Here is a 19,593-nt window from a genome sequence, read left to right as displayed (position 1 = left end):
TGAATTTTAAATTTTATCCACAACTAATAATAGAAAAACCCTCTGTTTTTAAACAGGGGGTTTTTCAACAAACTGAGATGATTTCTATATAAATATAGAAATCATCTTTAAATACTTACTTATATTATTTTAAATTTTACATAGCTACTCTCTAAAATTAATAATATTTTAATATCAACTTTAATTTGTTCAATATTTCCGCTATATATATTCCTCCACTTACCTCTATCATTCCCTTATTTTTCTTAGTTTTAGGCATTATTTTTATATATTTTCATTATGTTAGAATTATAAATATAAATAAACGAACAATATTATTAATTTACTCATTCATTTGGAGGAACTTATGATAAAAGTTAAAAATAAGTCATTATTAGATAAATATGTTACTAATACTGGTATTTCTAAATTATTCTCACAAAACATTAATAACTTATTAGAGCTTTTTTTCCTTAAACAAAGGTGACTTTTTAATTAGTAAAGGTGAATCCTCTGATTATCTATATTTTTAGTAAGCGGAAAACTAAAAGTTTTTTCTCATTCAACTTCTGGTAAAATGATGTGGTATTCTTAAGATATATATGCCAAAATCTTGGTGAAATGCTTAGCTATATGAATAATAATACCTGTATTAATCTTTACGAATCATTAGAAAGTAGATTAGCTTCTTTTATACTAAAAACAGAAGAAGAAGGCGTTTTTTCTTATAATTTAACCATATAGTACATTATTGTAATCATATTATTCTCGCATATATTTAAAATATGCTGTATCAAATACAAAATGATACAGCACATTAAATTTATTATTTAATTATGTAATTACTTTTTTCTATTGACTTAACATTACTATGTTCTGAAAAATAATTAATTATTAACTCACTTATATCAACATTAATTTCTTTAATCACTTCAGCACCCTCATATGATGGGTAAATTGAAATATTAGTTGCACGATAGTTATTCATGACTACACTATAATACTTATCTAAGTTAATAGCATTTCCATCTTTCTTCATAGAAACAACCCTATATCCAAAGTTTCGTGATAAGTCAATTTCATAATCAAAACCACCAAAAGTATCATAATTATAGTTTTGAACCTTAGGAACTAAGAATCCATTGCTAATCTTAATACTTCCATCTTCAATTACAAAATAAGTTGCAGCTTTTTCAATGGCTTCCTTTAACTTATCTCCCCTAACTTTTAAAACCATTAAAGTATTAGGATAAGGATAGTTAATTAGTACATCTCTAATAGATACGTTCTTCTTAAATCCAATTGCACTATCAAATAATGATAAAGCTGAAAAATCAGCTCCTGAAGCTTCTAATTGTACCTGATGCAAGAAATTAATAAATGGATGTCCATTTAATCTTGCTTCAAAAATATCCTCCATAAGTATATCCTTATCGAATTTTCCAATTTCTCTATCTAAATAATCTTGTAATTCCACTTCAATATTATTAAATATTTCTTCAATATCTCCATTTATTTTATCATTTAATAAAGAAACATCTATTAATTCATAATTTACTTCTTTAGTTTCAGTATCTAATACAATCTTACTAAACTTTTGCCCATTATGTGTAGGTTGTGCACATACTATTCCATTAATCATGGTAATAAATCCTCTATGTTGATGTCCACTTAAAACCATATTAATTGAATCATACTTTTCTAGTAATTCACTTGCTTGATTTTCCTTAGTAAGCTTTTCTGTTGGTGTATTAGCTTCATCTAAGCTTTTTTCAAATCCACCATGATAACATACTATAATATAATCAGCTTTCTCCTTTAACTCATTTTCATACTTTCCATACATATCAACTGGATCTAAAAATTTTAGACCTGTTATATTTTTCTCATGTTCCCAGTTAGGTATAAATGATGTTGTAAGTCCAATACATCCAACCTTAAAGCCATTAAAATCAAATATTTTATATGGTTTTGTATTAAAATCTAGTCCTTCAATATTAGCATTTATTATTTTATCTTCAATAACTTTATATGAATTGTTTAAATAATCTAACCCATAATTAAATTCATGATTACCTATAACGTAAGCATCATAACCTATAGCTTCTAATCCTTCTAATATGGGATTCTTTTGAAGCTTTTGCTTTGATAAATAGTGTGCTAAAGCTGAACCTTGTATTAAATCACCACAATCAACTTTTAAAGAAGCATCATAATTTTTCTCATCATTTATTATATAACTTCCTATCTTAAGTATTCCAAGTGGTTGTTCTTTTACATAATTAGTTGGATAAACATATCCATGTAAATCACTTGTTTGATATATTGCAAGCTTCATGACAGCTTCTCCCTTCAATTAAAGTAAAATTACAAAATTAATTTTTGCAACTTTACTTTTTTATTCATTAGTATAAATTATATTGTTTGCCCCTTTTCAGGTAATAAAACATCTCCATTTTCATTATAAAGTTTTTCAGGACGATAAGAATGAATTGGAACTAATAACTTAGGTTTAATTAAGTTAATTATTTTTATTAAATCATCAGGACGAGCATGCCCACTACATGGCATATGCATAAATTCTATATTATAATCACCAAATCTCTTAATAAATGGTTCATACGAAGGATCAAATGCTCCTAGTGGTTGAGCATCAGCATGAATATAGATTCCACCCTCTTTTAATTTATCTATGTACTTTAATGCTTGAGCATCTAATTGCCAGAAATATTTACTTTCATCATTTAATAATTCTTTAAAGTCAACTTTTAACTTTTCATCTAACCCATATTCTTTATCATCTAATTGATAATAGTGAGTTTGAATTCCAGATGCCTCTTTTACTACATATGAATAATATGCATCTAATACAACAGTTCTTGGATTTGTCTTAATTATATTTAGAATTCTTTCTACATTTGATATGTAATAATTAAATGTTATTTGCTTGTTAGGATTATTATTAACTACCTCATTAATTTTTTCTATAAGTTCTGGTTCATTAATTGCCTCTGTTTCTCTTATTGAATCTCCAAAATCTTGGAATGAAACACTTACTCCTTCTATTAATAATACATCACAATTTTCACTTTCCATGCAGAAGCTTAATGTATCATTTTCTCTATATCCATGAAGTCTAATATCTCCAGTGTATGCTATAGTTAAATCTGGTGTTTGTATTACTAATCCACTAGCTCCATAAGCATCATGGTCAACCGGCATAACTTTAACCTTTATTTGTCCAATTGTAACAACTTCATTTTCTCTAACTCCAATTACTTCTCTTGTATTAGAGTCCTGTTTTTCATATAGTGGAAAAATAAAATCATTATTGATGTTTAAAGTATTTAGTAATGATTTTGTACCTTCTAAAGTATAAAGTGGTATTTCAGGATTTAAATAATTAACTATTTTAGAATGATCTAAATGAATATGAGATAAGAATACAGCAGTATTTTTAAAGGTATTTTCTTTTGATTGATATCCTCTTAATGGTATTTTAGGATCAAAGATATTATTTAAATATGGTACTAAATTTTCATCTAATAATCCTTGTAAATCAGTTGGCTGTACTTTTGCAGCTGGATTATATTCACTACCAAAATCAAAGAAAATATGACTATCTTCATATGCAACTTCAATTATTGTTCCTCCAATTGTTAGAACTCCACTATGAAATGTTATTTTTGTCTTTCTATTCTTAAGCATCTCTTATAACAACTCCTCTTTTGTATATTTCATCTTTAGTTATATGATAACGTATTTTTTTCAATTTACAATGTCTATCTTTTACATTCCAAAAAAAACAACTTTCAATAAAAATTTATTAATACTATATAATGTACTATTTAAATTTATAGACACTACTTATTGTAGAAATTTCATTTTAATATATATGATAATTATTTTTATAAACTCTTACCTTTAGTATATAATTTTCTATTTTAGTGTAAATATTTTTATTTTCTTTAAAAATAGATTGTCCTATTATTATCATTTGCTTATTATTAAATTTCATATCTAAAAAAAACTGACAAAACTGGAATCATAAACTTCTCATTCTACTTTAAATAATTATATTAAAATATGATCTCATAATACCTTCTTATACTTCTTTCAAGTTCTAGCAAATCAACATTTCTACCAACTCTTAGACTTTCCTTTCCTTCAATAAATAATAAAAATATAGGTAATGAAAATACTCCATACTTTGCAGCTAATCCTAAGTTTTCTTCACCATTAATTTCTCCACTTTTAATTTGTGGTAACTCCTTTAATATACTCTCAATTTTAAACTTTATTGCTTCACATGCCCCACAATCCATTCCAGTAAAATAAACTACAGACATTTTATTATTACTTATTAAATCTATTATCTCATTCTCATTAATTAATTTTCTCACTTAACTTCACCCCTAAATTATATAATTTAATCTTCTAAATTATCTTCACCTTACTAAAAAATTATATACATAACTCTAAATGATAAAATAATATATTAAATAAAAAAACTAGTACCTCAAAAAATTCTTAGTACTAGCTTTTATCTCTCTAATTATTGTTTTTATAAAAATATTCTAAAATATCATCAAATGTTTCAAATGCTAACCCTGCTGATTCACAACACTCTATTATAGCCTCTTCCATCTCTTTTATAGGAATATCTTTTATTGTTTCACACTCTATTCCTTCTTCACAATAAGACTCACAAATTGCTTTTTCTAAGTCTTGTTCTGATACCCCGTCTTCTCTAAACATACTTAAAAATATTTCTCTAATATGATTTTCTCTTTCAATTGATGCTAATATATTATTCATGTACCCTCCCAAATAAACTCTCTGAAATAATAAATCCAATGACATTATAGCATATTTTTAACATTTATAGCATTGATGAACATTCAAATATTATTAATATTTTCTTTGCTATTTTAAAGTAGGTCATGAATTATCTATAACTTTATTTACATCAAAAAATCTTTCATCAACACTTTCCTTTGCTCTAAAAAACGTAAATCCATCAATATTAAATCGCGGTGTTATAACACTATTATCCTTAATTGTTGTTGTAGATATTCTTGATACATTACAATAAATTTCAAATCCATACTTCTCTACTAATTCGTAATTATTTCCTTGTAATGTTACTCCAAAGGGAGCAATATAAATATTAGTTTCCCCTACAATAGGCTCAATCCTTATTTTCCACTTTTCAAAATCACTTTCTAGTTTATCATATTGTGGATTTTCGCCAAAATACCCTGTTCCATTATGAGTATATGAATGACTTGCAATACGCCATCCTGTTTCTTTTAATCTATTAACAACTCTTTTAGCCTCATCCTTACTCCCCTCCGAATCAATCCTATATCCTAATACTCCTTCATATCCAGTAACTACCAAAATCCCTTTTTCACCTTTATATGAAAAGCCCAGGTTTTCTTTTATGTAATCATCTAATATTGGTACTATATCACCATCTCTTGTTATCTGCTCTTCTCCCTCTGGTGTACGAACTACTGTAGATATTTCATTATTACTATCAACTACTAATTTATCTGCAAAACCATCCTTAGACATATACTTATAATAATTAACATCATCTTGAGAAATAATCAGTGGTTTTTTTCCTCCTGGCAAATAAATTTCTTGCTGTACCATCTTACCTTCGTTATTTTTCTTAAATATTTCTGTTATATCCATTACAACATATCCATTATTATGTAAAAGTGGCAATATCCCCTTAAATTCATCTATCGTAACAAACCACATATTATATCCATTTGCATCATGTCCAATATTATCAAATGCTAATTCTGGATACACTATTAAACTATGAAAAAATATATGCTCTATAGGACCTTCGTATTTTATAAAACTTTCTTTATAAGCCTTATAACTATCTATTTTTTTAATTATTTCTTCATTATTAATTAAACTTTCATCAGACTGTAATAATTCTATAGCTTCATCTATATAATAACTATTTTTAAATTTTTCTGCTTCACTAATTAGACTTTGTATTTTCTTCTCATTTTCTTGTTCAATAATATTATCTTTCTGAACATAATCTGCCCTTGATGTAGCATTTACTAGTATCAAATAAGCACCTATTATAATAATCGCTATAAAAATTGAAAACAATATTCTTCTTATTATTTTCCTTCTCTTCTCTTTTAAATTTCTCTTTTTCATATTTCCTTTTTCTTTATCTATATTCATTCTTTCTTTCATATACTGTAACCCCCTATCTTTTGACTTATAAATATTAGATAAACTACTATGCATACAGTTGGACTTATATCTTGCAAAAATACAGATAACAACTCTTCATCTGGAAATAATACTACTCAAAATGAATCAACATCTGAAAGTCAATCTGATAATGATAAAATAACTAATTCTAATGACTTAATTAAACTAATAGGAAAATCATCAGATAAAGTAAAAAAATCTTTGGAGATGGTGAAGAAAATATTTACGAAAAAGCTTTGTTAGGTATTTATTATTCAGATGAAGAAATATTAGGAGAAAATGCTACTGTGGACCTTGCTTTTGATGAAAATACACAAAAAGTTTCAAGTGTTTCTATTTCTTTTAAAAATGAAAATGAAGAAATATATAAAAAGGTTTCTGAAACACTAACTAATGATTTAGGTAGCCCTACTACAAAAGAAGCAGGTGGAGAAGATACTCAATATAAAGAAACCTGGCAAAAAGATAACTCTACTGGTAATATTATAAGAATGGGACAATCTACAAATATAACTATTGAATAGTTTTTATTTATTATATCTCATATAAAAGTTAGGGATGTATAAAGATTTATATTAAATTAATCTTTATACATCCCTATTATTATCTTTCAATGACTCTATAAAAATTTACTTTATAAAATGCTAGATATTATTGCAATTCAATAGAATCAAGTTCACCATCAGTATAACCTAATATAACTAAATCTTTAGGTAAAACTACCGTTGAAATATTGCCTGATTTATCTTTAATTTCTACACTAAAACATTGAGACATATCTCTTGCATTTAGTTCATCAGAAGAATCTATAACTATATTAAAAACTAAGCTACTATTATTAGTAAAATCATTAATGTTAGGTGTAATACTAACTTTATCTTTATTTGATTTCCATTTAATATTTATTAGATGTCTTATTTTTAATTCTTCATTGCCATAAGTAAGAGTGTACAATGCTACTTTATCATCAGCATAAAACCATGAATCTTGAGTACTTTCTACAATAGCATTTTTACTTTTAAAAGCCTTTGTAGAATTTATATCTATTAATTTATTTACCTTAGTATTAATACTTTGAATTTTCACATCACAATCATAAATTTTATTAAGTTGTGATCTATTTAAATCATACATAGTATTTTCAGTATTTTTAGATATTGAAATATTAAAGAAATCAACTGCAAAATTATCTAAAAATATTTCTTGCCTTTCTCTAGATAATTGATCTTCAAGTTCTTCCTCAGTTCTTCCCATTTTAGCATCATTTATTTCTACATTTCTATTAAAATAATTATTATTTGCTTTTTCTAATAATGTTACAGAAGTTAAATATTCTGCATTTCTATCTTTTATTTCTTCATAAATATTAAACCCATCTAGACTTACAACATCCCCATCATATTCTGGAACCAATATGGATATATCATAATCTCCATAGGCTCTATCAAAACCTAAAGTTGGAGCAAGTGATAAAACAGCTTGAATATTTTGTCCCTTATTCATCTGATCATTTGCTACATCAAATACAGACTCTCCGCCTCTTGAATGTCCAATTAAAAATAACTTATCAAAATCTATTTTATTAGTTAAATCAATTGTATCCCCTGGGTTATTACCTTCATTAGCTAACTTTAATTTTTCAATTTGCTTATTACTCATAGCAACAGTCTTTTCATTATCATCATTATCTCCATATTTCCAAATATAAGCCATCCTCATATCCATAGATATAGCAATATAGCCACTTTCAGCTAAAGACTTAACTAAATAATTAAATCCAGTATAAAACTCTTTAGAGGCATCTAAATTTTCATGGGATCCATGAGTTATTAATACAAGTGGAAATTTACCTTCTCCCTTTGGAATGGCCATAAATCCACTAACATCATATGGTAGTATTCTTCCTGAAGATGATGTGTAAGTTTCACTTCCTACATTAAAATCTGAAAACTCTATTTCATAATTTTTATTACCACTTTTCCCTATATTAAATACTGGCAACTCAACTATCGAACTATCAGTACCCCCTTCATTATTAGAGATCTCATTATTACATCCTATTATAGTCATCATTAATATTATAACTAATATAATTGATATATTTTTTATCTTCATAGTTTAATCTCCTCTACCTATTAATTTTCCTCTGGTCCCTCACCTATATTTCTAGCTTCTAAATAAAAATCAACATTTAAATCAGTATTTTCACTTAACTTTTCTAATTGTAATTCTGCTTCTTCTTTGGTTTCGAAAGGTCCAAATTGAAGTATGAACATTCCATTACTTAATTTTTGAACTTCCACTCCACTATAATAGTATAAACTTTCCTCAATTTGAGCTAACTGCTCTCCATAATTAAATTCATTTGTTCTTATAAAATAACCCTTTTTATTTTCTATTTCTTTTAATCCTGAATAACTTATTTGTATCATACCTGGATCTTCATATTCAGATATTTTAAAATCAACATCTTCATTTAATTCTATTGCAAGTTTACGTCTTGAGTCATCTAAAGTCATAATATTATATACATCCTTTACCCAAGGTAAATTTATAACTTTTTCCTGTATATTTGTATCATAAATTCCTCTTACTCCATCAAAAGTAAGTACTATTGTATAAGGATATTTTCTATACTCAATTTCATAATGTGGTGTATTTTCTACTAAAGTATCATTTTTAGTAAAATAAATATCTATAGTTTCATTATTTAAAGAATCTACAACCATAGTATTTCCATCTGTTATCATTCCACCACTTTTAAAAGAATTATCCATAGAGAACACTTTAACTATACTACCTAATATAGGTACCTTTATTAATTCTTTAGCAACTACAGATGTATTTGATGCTGAAACTAAAATTGTAGTTCCTATTAAAAATACTGATGCAACTTTAATAAATCCATTATTATTTTATATATCTTTTCACCACGTGATTTTATAAGTTTGCTAAAACTTTCTTTACAACCATCTTTTGCTTTTTGTACTAGTACTAACTGATCCAAGTTATTACCTCCTAATCAATTTACCTTAATTAGATAATTGATTTAAATGAATAGTTTCATTCTTTTTATTTAAATTTAGGATATGCAAAAAAATTTATTTAATATGCTTACAAAAACTTTAATTAAACTTCATTTTTAATTTATAAAAAAAGGCTATCTCTAATGATATATTAATCATTAGAGATAGCCTCTATATTATTTACTATTCCATTAAATATTTATCTACAGATAGTGCAACATTTCTACCTTCTGCAATTGCCCATACAACTAGAGATGGCCCTCTTCTTGCATCTCCTGCCACAAACACCTTATCTTTAGATGTTTTATAATCTGTATCACTTGCGTTGATATTTCCTCTATTATTTAACTCAACTCCTAAATCTTCAGCTATATAATCTTCAACTCCAGTGAATCCCATAGCAATTAAAACTAAATCAGCATTCCAAACTTTTTCTGAACCTTGAATTTCTTTAAGATTCATTCTTCCATCTTCGTTTTTAATCCATTCTACATCAATAGTTTTAAGTGATTTAACATTTCCATTTTCATCTCCATAAAACTCTTTAACACTTGTTAAATATCTTCTTGGATCATGACCAAACTTAGCAATATATTCTTCTTGCCCGTAATCAATCTTTAATACCTTTGCGTATTCCGGCCAAGGATTATTTTCACTTCTAGTTTTTAAAGGTTCACCCATTATTTCAAATTGATTTACTGACTTACAACCTTGTCTAAGTGCAGTTCCAACACAATCTGTTCCTGTATCTCCCCCACCAATAACTATTACATCTTTATCAGTTGCTAAAATATCAGTTCCTTTATTAAATTGAGAACCCACTATTCTTTTAGTATTATTAGTTAAATATTTTACTGCAAAATGAATTCCATTAAGCTCTCTTCCAGTAGCCTTTAAGTCTCTCGGCTTAGATGCACCAATAGTTACTACTATTGCATCATACTCTTTATCTAACTCATTATACTTTACATCTACACCTATATTGATACAAGTTTTAAATGTTATTCCCTCTTCTTTAAGAATATTAACTCTTCTCTCTATAACAGTTTTTTCAAGCTTCATATTTGGTATACCATACATCATAAGTCCACCAACATAATCTTCTCTTTCATATACAGTAACACTATGACCTAACTTATTTAAGAAATCAGCTGCAGCAAGCCCTGATGGTCCTGACCCTATTACAGCAACCTTTTTATTAGTTCTTATTTCTGGTGGATTTGCTTTAATTATACCTTCGCTAAACCCTTTTTCTATTAAATATTTTTCATTAGCTTTAACTGTAACAGCATCACCATGTAAACCACAAGTACAAGCATTTTCACATAATGCTGGGCATACCCTTGATGTAAACTCTGGGAAATTACTAGTTTTTAAAAGTCTTTCTAATCCTAATTCCTATTTTCCCAAATATACAAAATTATTCCACTCTGGAATAAGGTTGTGTAGTGGACATCCTGTTGCCATATTATTTAACATTATTCCTGATTGACAAAATGGAACTCCACAATCCATACATCTAGCACCTTGTTCTTTTCTTGCTTCTTCAGTAAGTGGTGTATCAAACTCATTCCAATGATTTATTCTATTTAGTGCATCCTCTCTAGCACAATTTTTTCTATCGAATTCCATAAAACCTGTTGCTTTTCCCATGATACTACCTCCTTACACTCTCTTCCCTGTTTTTTCATAGAAAGCATTAACTAAAGCTTCATCTCTAGTAAATCCTTTTTTCTCGTTTATTTTAACAAGCTCTAAAACTTCTTTATAATCTTTTGGAATTACCTTTTTAATTTTGCTTATATATAAATCAAAATTATCTAAAATAGCCTTAGCCTTTTGTGAGCTTGTAAGCTTATAATGTTCTGTAATTATATCTTTTAAGAAATTACTATCTTCAGAATTTGGTACTTCAATAAGAACCATTTCCTTATTAACTCTAGAGACAAACTTTTCATTTTCATCTAAAACATAAGCAATTCCGCCACTCATACCAGCTGCAAAGTTTACTCCTGTTTCTCCTAATATAACGGCTTTTCCACCTGTCATATACTCGCAGCCATGAGCTCCACAACCTTCTATTACAGCTGTTGCCCCTGAATTCCTTACACAGAATCTTTCTCCAACAACTCCATTAAAGAATGCTTTACCAGATGTAGCACCATATAAAGCAACATTACCAACAATTATATTTTCTTCAGCAACTATCTTACTATTTTTAGGTGGATATACAACTATTTTTCCTCCTGATAATCCCTTACCAACATAGTCATTACCATCGCCTTCAACTTCTAAAGTTAATCCATTTGGTATAAATGCTCCAAAACTTTGACCTGCTGCTCCTGTACACTTAATCCAAATTGTATCTTCTTCTAATCCTTCTTCATTATATCTTCTAGTTATTTCTGAACCTAATATAGTCCCAAATGTTCTATCTGTATTTAAAATATCAAGCTCTATTTTAACTTTATCTTTATTATCTAATGCAGGTTTTGTAAGTTCTAAAAGAAGTGTTGAATCTTTAACTAAATTAAGTTTATGATCATACTTATTTTCTATATTAAACTTAACACCATTTTCAGAATTAACTTGTGATTTATCTAATACTAACGATAAATCAACTCTTTCTGCTTTCCAATTATTAAGCTTTTCTTTTTTCTTTAACTTATCTACCCTACCAACCATTTCACCAATAGTTCTAAATCCTAGTTTAGCCATATATTCTCTCAACTCTTCCGCAATAAACTCCATAAAGTTCACTACATATTCTGGCTTACCAGTAAATCTTTTTCTAAGCTCCTCATTTTGAGTTGCAACCCCTACTGGACATGTATCTAAGTTACATACTCTCATCATTACACAACCTAAAGCTACAAGTGGTGCAGTTGCAAATCCAAATTCCTCTGCTCCAAGTAATGCTGCAATTGCAACATCTCTTCCTGTCATAAGCTTACCATCTGTTTCAACTCTAACTCTATCTCTTAAATTATTCATAACAAGTGTTTGATGCGCTTCGGCTAAACCTAATTCCCATGGAAGACCTGCATGTTGTATAGACGTCTTAGGAGATGCCCCAGTTCCTCCATCATAACCTGATACTAATATTACATCAGCCCCAGCCTTAGCAACACCTGCTGCAATTGTTCCAACACCTGCTTCTGCAACTAGCTTTACTGAAATATCTGCATATATATTAGAATTCTTTAAGTCATATATAAGCTGTGCTAAATCTTCTATTGAATAAATATCATGATGAGGTGGTGGTGAAATAAGTCCAACTGCAGTAGTTGATTTTCTTGTTTTTGCAATCCAAGGATACACCTTATGTGCTGGAAGTTGTCCACCTTCTCCTGGTTTTGCTCCTTGAGCCATTTTTATCTGTAATTCATCGGCATTAACTAAATATTCAGATGTAACACCAAATCTTCCTGATGCTATTTGCTTAATTTTAGATCTTTTTGAATCACCATTAGCAAGTGGAACCCATCTTTCTCTGTCTTCTCCACCTTCTCCAGTATTAGATTTACCACCTAATCTGTTCATTGCTATAGCAAGTGCCTCATGAGCTTCCTTAGAAATAGAACCATAAGACATTGCTCCAGTCTTAAATCTCTTAACAATTGATGCTACTGATTCTACTTCCTCTAATGGAATATGATTTTCTTCAAATTCAAAATCTAATAATCCTCTTAATGTTAAACCTTCTTCCTCTTTATTTATTAATGTAGAATATTCTTTAAACTTCTTATAATCTCCGGTTCTTGTTGCTTGTTGTAACATATAAATAGTTACTGGATTATATAAGTGATTTTCACCTTCACTTCTTAACTTGTCTCTTCCAAAGTTATCTAAATTCAAATTAAGTTGTTTATACCTCTTATTATAGGCTTTCTCATGTTTTGATACTGCTTCTTTTTCTATATCGTTTAAAGTTAGTCCACCAATTCTACTAGTTGTATTTGTAAAGTATTTATCTATTACAGATTTATCTATACCTAAAGCTTCAAATATTTGAGCTCCTTGATATGATCTAATAGCCGAAATACCCATTTTAGACAAAATCTTAGTTATTCCCTTAACAACAGCCTTATCATAATTATCAGTAGCCTCAGTATATGAAAGTGTAACCATTCCATCTTCAATTAATTCATGAATACATTGATATGCTAAATATGGATTAACTGCTGTAGCTCCATAGCCTAAAAGTGTTGCAAAGTGATGAACTTCCCTCGCTTCTGCAGTTTCTATAATAATATCTGCTAAGCTTCTAACACCTTTTTTAATTAAATAATTATTCATTGCTGCAACAGCTAATAATGAAGGAATTGGTACATTTGCTTCATCTACAAACCTATCACTTAATATAATTACATTAGCTCCTTCTTTAATAAGTTGAAGTGCTTCCCTACACAAGTATTTTAATGATATTTCTAAACTATTTTCCTTAGTTTTATCAAAAGTAATATCTAATGTTTTAACATTATATCCATGACCATCTAATAATTTTATTTTTTCTAAATCTTTATCATTAATAATGGGATTAACTATTTCTATCTGCCTACAGCTTTCTGGACAATCATCTAATATATTTCCTTTAGATCCTAAATAAACATTAGTTGATGTTACAATTTCTTCTCTTATTGCATCTATTGGAGGATTAGTTACTTGAGCAAATAACTGCTTAAAATAATTAAATAATGGTTGCTCCTTTAATGATAATACTGCAAGAGGAGTATCAATTCCCATAGCTGCCATTGGCTCATGCATATTTTGAGCCATTTCATATATATTAGTTTTTAAATCCTCATATCCATAGCCGAAAGTCTTTTGATAAGTTGTTCTTTCTTCCTTATTCATAAATTTTTCTTCATAATTATCTATATTTATGCTTTTAAGTGGCGTTAATCTTTCATCTAACCATTCTTTATATGGTTTTTCTAAACTATATTTCTTCTTAACTTCTGCATCTTCAATAAGTTGACCTTTAACAGTATCCACTAATAAAATCTTTCCTGGTTCTAATCTATCTTTTCTAATAACTCTTTCTTCATCTATATATACCGCACCAGTTTCTGATGAAAGATATAAATACTCATCATCTGTTATATAATACCTTGATGGTCTTAAACCATTTCTATCTAAAACTGCTCCTACTCTATCTCCATCAGTAAATACTATAGATGCTGGTCCATCCCACGGTTCCATTAATGTTGAATTATACTTATAAAAAGCTTTTTTATCTTCATCTATATTTTTAGACTTTTCCCAGGGCTCAGGTATTAACATTAATATTGATCTAGCTAAATCCCTTCCACCCATATATAAAAATTCTAGTACATTATCGAAAGTTGCAGAATCTGAACCTTCTTTGTTTATTATAGGTAATACTTCAGAAAGCTTATCTCCAAATATCTCTGAAGTAATAGACCCCTCTCTTGAGTAAATCTTATTAACATTTCCTCTTAATGTATTTATTTCTCCATTATGCACCATCATTCTATTAGGATGCGCTCTCTCCCAGCTTGGGAATGTATTTGTTGAGTATCTTGAATGAACTAAAGCTATAGCTGATTCAACATCTTTATCTAATAAATCACTATAGAACTCTCTCACTTGTGTTGATAATAACATTCCTTTATAAACCATTGTTTTTGATGAAAGTGATGCTATATAAGCACTACAATCATTTAATTCTTTTTCTGAATTAAATGCTTTTTCTATATTTCTTCTTAATATATATAGTTCTCTTTCAAAAGCTTTATCATTTTCTATACCATTCGGCTTATTTAATATAACTTGTTGAATTTTAGGCATTGATTCTAAAGCCGCTTTTCCAAGGCCACTATAATCTATAGGAACATCTCTTAATAATAAGGTTTCATAATGTTTCTCCATTAAAACCTTATTCATAATATTTAATGCTATTTCCCTCTTCTTTTCTTCATTAGGAAGAAATAATACACCTACTGTATATTCACCATTTTCAGGCAAATTTATATTTTTATCATTACATACTCTCTTAAAGAAATTATGAGGTATTTGAATTAATATACCAGCACCATCACCAGTATTTTCATCTGCCCCAGTACCACCCCTATGCTTTAAATTTTCTAAAATATCTAAAGCATCATTAATAATTTTATTAGATTTCTTTCCTTTTATATTTACTACAGCCCCAATTCCGCATGCGTCATGTTCAAAACTGCTATTATACAGACCCCAATTTTCTTTCATATATAACGCTCCTTTTTCAATAGTCTAGTATTTTCCTCAAAATTGTAAATGAAATTACTTTTTTCAAAAAAATCATTTCCGATTTATATCGAGTTTTTATTTTATTAATATTATATGCGAATTTATATATAATTTCAATTTTTTATTATTATTTTTATATAGTTAGCTTAAAAAATTTAACCATTATGTCTATTAAACTTATTTTTATTAATAATTTATCATTTTGACATCTAAATCAAGATTATGATATTTTAATTTTAACCCTCTCTTTTTTGAATATTTATTTATTTATCCTGTCATTTTTCGAATAATTTAAACGATATCAGCAAGTAAAAAAATATCACATTATATCAAAACATATAATGTGATATCTGATTATTTTATTATTAATTAGGTCTACAAATAATTGCATATCCTCCTCTACCAACAAAAGGACGTATAACCTCATAACATTTCCCATTAATTTTTACTATAATATTACCTTCCTCCTCATCATCCATAAATTCATATTTTAGATTCTCACTATCACAATATTGAACTATTGCATTTTTAGTAATACTTTTAGTAGGATACACAAGATTTTCTTCATATGGTATATCTATATTAATTTTAATCATATTTTTAAGAAACTTTTTAATGATAATAAATACCTCCTATATATTAATAACCTCTTATAACTCTGTTATTTTTAAGGTATAAATAGTAGCTCCACTTATATCAAGGTAATAACCTATTTCTACTTTATTTAACACGCCATTAATTCGTGTAATAGCTGGTAAATCCTTTTCTACATACTCTAACGAAACTCTATTACTTATACAATATTCCTCTAATATTTTAAAGAACTCTTCTTTTGTTTTTGGCTTTTCTTTTAAATCAACTAGTAGTGTATTCTCCTTATAAGATCGACCACTATTTAACTCATTTGCAACTTTACTTAATGAAATATAATCCCAAATCCACAAGGCTATTATTACAACTATATTTACTAAAACTATATAACGAATATAATCAGGAATAAAATTTCCTATAACTGATACAGCTAAAACAATAAGAAATATCCAATAATATATACCTGCCCCCATACTCCCCTCACTTGATTTATGAGGCAAACTTCTTATCCATTGAATAACAACGCCTGTTAACATATACCCTATTAGCACTGGTATAAAATAATTAAATGCTTCTACTAAACCTTCAACATCGTTTGTAAGTCTTAATGTTAATATAGAACTTATTAACAACGTAAATCCAATATATATTCCTTTTAATGTATTTTCTCTCATAATCATCTTCCCCCTAAAATTCTAATTCTAACTTCTTTTAAATATTTTCTAGATATATAAGTTGTCTCATTATTAATTAATTTAGCCTCCATTAATCCATTCATTAAGGGATTATAAACTAATACCTTTTCTAAATTTAATATAGTTGATTTAGAAATCCTTATAAATTTCTCTGGTAATATCTTTTCTAACTCATAAAGTTTGCTTTTATATTCATAAATATCATTTTCAATATGAATTAATAGACTATTTTTTGTTGTTTCTATAAAATAAATATCATCACTTTTTACCTTGTATATTTTCCCATTTTTATAACATGATAACTTAATACTTTTATACTTATCGTTTTTAATATAACTAATAAGAGTGTTTATAGAATCATTACATTCATGTATATGCAAATTTACGTATTCTTCTATTTCATTGTCTATTTCTTGTATTAATACTTTCATATTTCCCCCTTGATTTTTATCTATAAATAATAAGTACTTATTAATATAATTTCTATATTTTATATAATATCCTATAGCAAATACCTTTTCTACATTTTACATCTAAGTGGTACTTTTAAGGATGCAAGTGGCCTACTCCCTCTTACTATTCATATAAATATACAAGTTTATTAACATTACATATATTAAATAATTATTTCATATATATTATTAAAAGAATTTTATTTAGGAGTTTTTATGAAAGACATATTTAGTAAAATAAATAATTTAGAAAAACTTATAGGTAATACTCCTTTAGTAGAAATTTCATTTAAATATAAAGAGAAAAAGATGAAAGTTTATGCTAAACTTGAGTATTATAATTTAACTGGTAGTATTAAGGATAGAATCGCTATATATATGTTAAAGCGTGCCTATATAAATAAAAAAATTAACGAGGATGACTTAATTTTAGAGGCTACTAGTGGTAATACCGGTATATCATTTGCAGCAATTGGTAGTTATTTAGGACATGATGTTCATATATATATGCCAGATTGGATGAGCTCAGAAAGAATTAAGTTACTAGAAAGCTATAATGCTAAATTACATTTAGTTTCGAAAAATGATGGTGGCTTTTTAAAATGTATATCTCTAACAGAACAATGCAAAGACAATTGTCCAAACATATTTTTACCTCAGCAGTTTTCAAACGTAGATAATATTTATTCTCATTATTATTCTACTGGACCTGAAATCTACTCAACTTTAAAAAAACATCACTTAGCACCTTCAATTTTTGTTGCCGGTGTAGGTACTGGTGGTACAATAATGGGAATATCTAAATTTTTAAAGGAAAAAATCACCATTTAAAAACCTATCCAATTGAACCTGCATCATCTCCAACACTTTCAACTGGTACTCATACTGGTTATCATCGTATTCAAGGAATTTCTGATGAATTTATACCACCAATAGTTGCTTTAAATCAGTTAGATGAAATTATAAGTGTTGATGACGGTGACGCTATAATTATGGCTCAAATGCTATCTAAAGAATTGGGGCTTGGTGTTGGAATTTCATCAGGAGCTAATTTTATAGGTGCTATTAAAGCTCTAAATTTAAATAACTCAACTTCAGGTGCCATAACTATTTTCGCTGATGACAATAAAAAATATATTTCCACCGACTTAATGAATAAAGAACCTTCAAAACCTGAATTTATTTCTTCAGACATTACACTTATAGATTTACGAACTCTATAACTAAATTTCGAAATAATTTAGTTAGTTAAGGGCCTTCGGCCGGTTAAGTTTTTTGAACAGCGCTTCGCTAGTTCAAAAAGGGTAATAGTTGCCTTCGACAACGGTAAGAGCCTTATGGCTAGTTAAGGAAGAAACTTCTTACGAAGTTTCAAAAAATATATATTCAAAGAAATTGCCAAGTAATTTCCTCCTTAACTTTTTACCGTTTGCTTTAGCAAACTCTTACCTATGATTAATTAGCGCAAGCTATATTAATCACTTTACCTTGGCCGTTAGGCCCTTAACTTTTATTTTCCTTCACAATTTATTTAATTTATTCTTAAAATTGAATGAATACAAATATCTCTCTTAAGCAAACTATAGATACAAAGTAAATTTTAAGGAGATGTTTCAAATGAACAAAAAATTTAAAGCATTGTCATTACTATTATTATCTTTATTACTATTTGGATTAATTTCCTGTAGTAATAATAATAGCCCTAATAATACTACTGACAATTCTACTAACACTAAAAATCCACCTACAAATCAAGAATACTATGATTATTTAACAGAAAGATTTAATCATTATTTTGGAAATAACGATCTTGATACTACATATGATGTTTTTGTAGATAATTTTACTTATGATGGTACATATGACGAATTTATAACTACATATAACAACGATTATGTTCAATTAAAAACTAACTTAGAAGCATTCAAAAATGATTTAGAAAATAATGTTGTTAAGGGTAACGATGAAGTTGATAAATATAATCAAGAAGTAATTACTGCTACTGATAAAGCTATTATTGCCGTAGATGATTATACTGGTTCATTTACTGAAAAGGCTAAAGATTATGCAACTTTATCAAAAGATGAGGTAGTAAAAGGTTTGAGAACTCTTACATTAGGTGCTCATAATGCTAGATTAGATTTAAAAAACCTAATAGATAATGCTAAAGATAAATTAGGTATAAAATAAATAACTTAGTTAATTTTTATTAATTTATATACTTAAAATCTAAGAATAAAATAAGTAAATACTTATTTTATTCTTCAGTTTGTTGAAAAACCCCCTGTTTAAAAACAGAGGGTTTTTCTATTATTAGTTGTGGATAAAATTTAAAATTCA

17 protein-coding genes and 1 pseudogene are annotated in these 19,593 nt (G+C 27.6%); 5 read left to right on the top strand and 13 right to left on the bottom strand.

The genetic code is table 11. The features are described 5' to 3' along the window. Positions 1-805: 805 nt before the first annotated feature. The 5 genes from HCG76_RS17665 to HCG76_RS17645 all read right to left on the bottom strand — a co-directional run bounded on the left by HCG76_RS17665 (position 806) and on the right by HCG76_RS17645 (position 6,213). Positions 806-2,317, bottom strand: coding sequence for a bifunctional metallophosphatase/5'-nucleotidase (locus HCG76_RS17665; protein ID WP_221701556.1), 1,512 nt, complete (start codon positions 2,315-2,317; stop codon positions 806-808). 77 nt (positions 2,318-2,394) lie between these two features. Then, on the bottom strand, positions 2,395-3,687 hold the full coding sequence (locus tag HCG76_RS17660) for an MBL fold metallo-hydrolase (protein ID WP_221701555.1): 1,293 nt from the start codon (positions 3,685-3,687) through the stop codon (positions 2,395-2,397). Positions 3,688-4,058: 371 nt separating this feature from the next. After that, a complete protein-coding gene (locus tag HCG76_RS17655; protein ID WP_221701554.1) occupies positions 4,059-4,382 on the bottom strand; it encodes a thioredoxin family protein in 324 nt (107 codons plus the stop codon). Between the two features lie 148 nt (positions 4,383-4,530). Then, a complete protein-coding gene (locus tag HCG76_RS17650) occupies positions 4,531-4,797 on the bottom strand; it encodes a hypothetical protein (protein WP_221701553.1) in 267 nt (88 codons plus the stop codon). A 123-nt stretch (positions 4,798-4,920) separates the two neighbouring features. After that, positions 4,921-6,213 carry a hypothetical protein gene (locus tag HCG76_RS17645; RefSeq protein ID WP_221701552.1) on the bottom strand — a complete coding sequence of 431 codons (1,293 nt, stop codon included), beginning with the start codon at positions 6,211-6,213 and terminating at the stop codon, positions 4,921-4,923. Positions 6,214-6,261: 48 nt separating this feature from the next. Here HCG76_RS17645 and HCG76_RS17640 point away from each other — a divergent pair, with 48 nt between their 5' ends. Further along, on the top strand, positions 6,262-6,477 hold the full coding sequence (locus tag HCG76_RS17640) for a hypothetical protein (RefSeq protein ID WP_221701551.1): 216 nt from the start codon (positions 6,262-6,264) through the stop codon (positions 6,475-6,477). Then, a complete protein-coding gene (locus HCG76_RS17635) occupies positions 6,471-6,758 on the top strand; it encodes a hypothetical protein (RefSeq protein WP_221701550.1) in 288 nt (95 codons plus the stop codon). The genes HCG76_RS17640 and HCG76_RS17635 overlap by 7 nt, the downstream gene beginning before the upstream one ends. A 127-nt stretch (positions 6,759-6,885) precedes the next feature. Here the strand turns inward: HCG76_RS17635 and HCG76_RS17630 are convergent, their stop codons facing one another. From HCG76_RS17630 to HCG76_RS17600, 8 genes and pseudogenes are all read right to left on the bottom strand, one after another. Further along, on the bottom strand, positions 6,886-8,349 hold the full coding sequence (locus HCG76_RS17630; RefSeq protein ID WP_221701549.1) for a poly(ethylene terephthalate) hydrolase family protein: 1,464 nt from the start codon (positions 8,347-8,349) through the stop codon (positions 6,886-6,888). Positions 8,350-8,369: 20 nt separating this feature from the next. Then, positions 8,370-9,011: an SPOR domain-containing protein gene (locus tag HCG76_RS17625; RefSeq protein ID WP_221701548.1), complete on the bottom strand. Its 642-nt coding sequence runs from the start codon at positions 9,009-9,011 to the stop codon at positions 8,370-8,372. A 98-nt stretch (positions 9,012-9,109) separates the two neighbouring features. Then, complete coding sequence (locus HCG76_RS19275) at positions 9,110-9,241, bottom strand: hypothetical protein (protein WP_260458187.1); 132 nt, start codon at positions 9,239-9,241, stop codon at positions 9,110-9,112. A gap of 202 nt (positions 9,242-9,443) precedes the next feature. After that, a pseudogene (locus HCG76_RS17620) lies at positions 9,444-10,913 on the bottom strand (glutamate synthase subunit beta). 12 nt (positions 10,914-10,925) lie between these two features. Next, on the bottom strand, positions 10,926-15,494 hold the full coding sequence (gene gltB, locus HCG76_RS17615; RefSeq protein ID WP_221701547.1) for a glutamate synthase large subunit: 4,569 nt from the start codon (positions 15,492-15,494) through the stop codon (positions 10,926-10,928). A gap of 386 nt (positions 15,495-15,880) precedes the next feature. Continuing rightward, positions 15,881-16,111 carry a hypothetical protein gene (locus HCG76_RS17610; RefSeq protein WP_221701546.1) on the bottom strand — a complete coding sequence of 77 codons (231 nt, stop codon included), beginning with the start codon at positions 16,109-16,111 and terminating at the stop codon, positions 15,881-15,883. 54 nt (positions 16,112-16,165) lie between these two features. Continuing rightward, the gene (locus HCG76_RS17605) at positions 16,166-16,780 is read right to left on the bottom strand and encodes a DUF4318 domain-containing protein (RefSeq protein ID WP_221701545.1); all 615 of its coding nucleotides are present in this window, start codon (positions 16,778-16,780) and stop codon (positions 16,166-16,168) included. A 2-nt stretch (positions 16,781-16,782) separates the two neighbouring features. Next, positions 16,783-17,232 (bottom strand): LytTR family DNA-binding domain-containing protein, encoded by a 450-nt coding sequence (locus tag HCG76_RS17600; RefSeq protein ID WP_221701544.1) that lies wholly within the window; start codon positions 17,230-17,232, stop codon positions 16,783-16,785. Between the two features lie 237 nt (positions 17,233-17,469). Here HCG76_RS17600 and HCG76_RS19595 point away from each other — a divergent pair, with 237 nt between their 5' ends. The 3 genes from HCG76_RS19595 (at position 17,470) to HCG76_RS17590 (ending at position 19,443) form a co-directional block, all read left to right on the top strand. Next, positions 17,470-18,084 carry a PLP-dependent cysteine synthase family protein gene (locus tag HCG76_RS19595; protein ID WP_370778673.1) on the top strand — a complete coding sequence of 205 codons (615 nt, stop codon included), beginning with the start codon at positions 17,470-17,472 and terminating at the stop codon, positions 18,082-18,084. 161 nt (positions 18,085-18,245) lie between these two features. Continuing rightward, positions 18,246-18,476, top strand: a complete 231-nt coding sequence (locus HCG76_RS19590) for a hypothetical protein (protein ID WP_370778675.1) — start codon at positions 18,246-18,248, stop codon at positions 18,474-18,476. A 394-nt stretch (positions 18,477-18,870) separates the two neighbouring features. After that, positions 18,871-19,443, top strand: a complete 573-nt coding sequence (locus tag HCG76_RS17590) for a hypothetical protein (protein ID WP_221701543.1) — start codon at positions 18,871-18,873, stop codon at positions 19,441-19,443. Positions 19,444-19,593: the final 150 nt, after the last annotated feature.

Source organism: Clostridium sp. K13, from assembly GCF_019734195.1.
Lineage (GTDB): Bacteria > Bacillota > Clostridia > Clostridiales > Clostridiaceae > Clostridium.
Note: the sequence above shows the minus strand (reverse complement) of the source record. Positions and strands in the feature narration are given on the sequence as shown.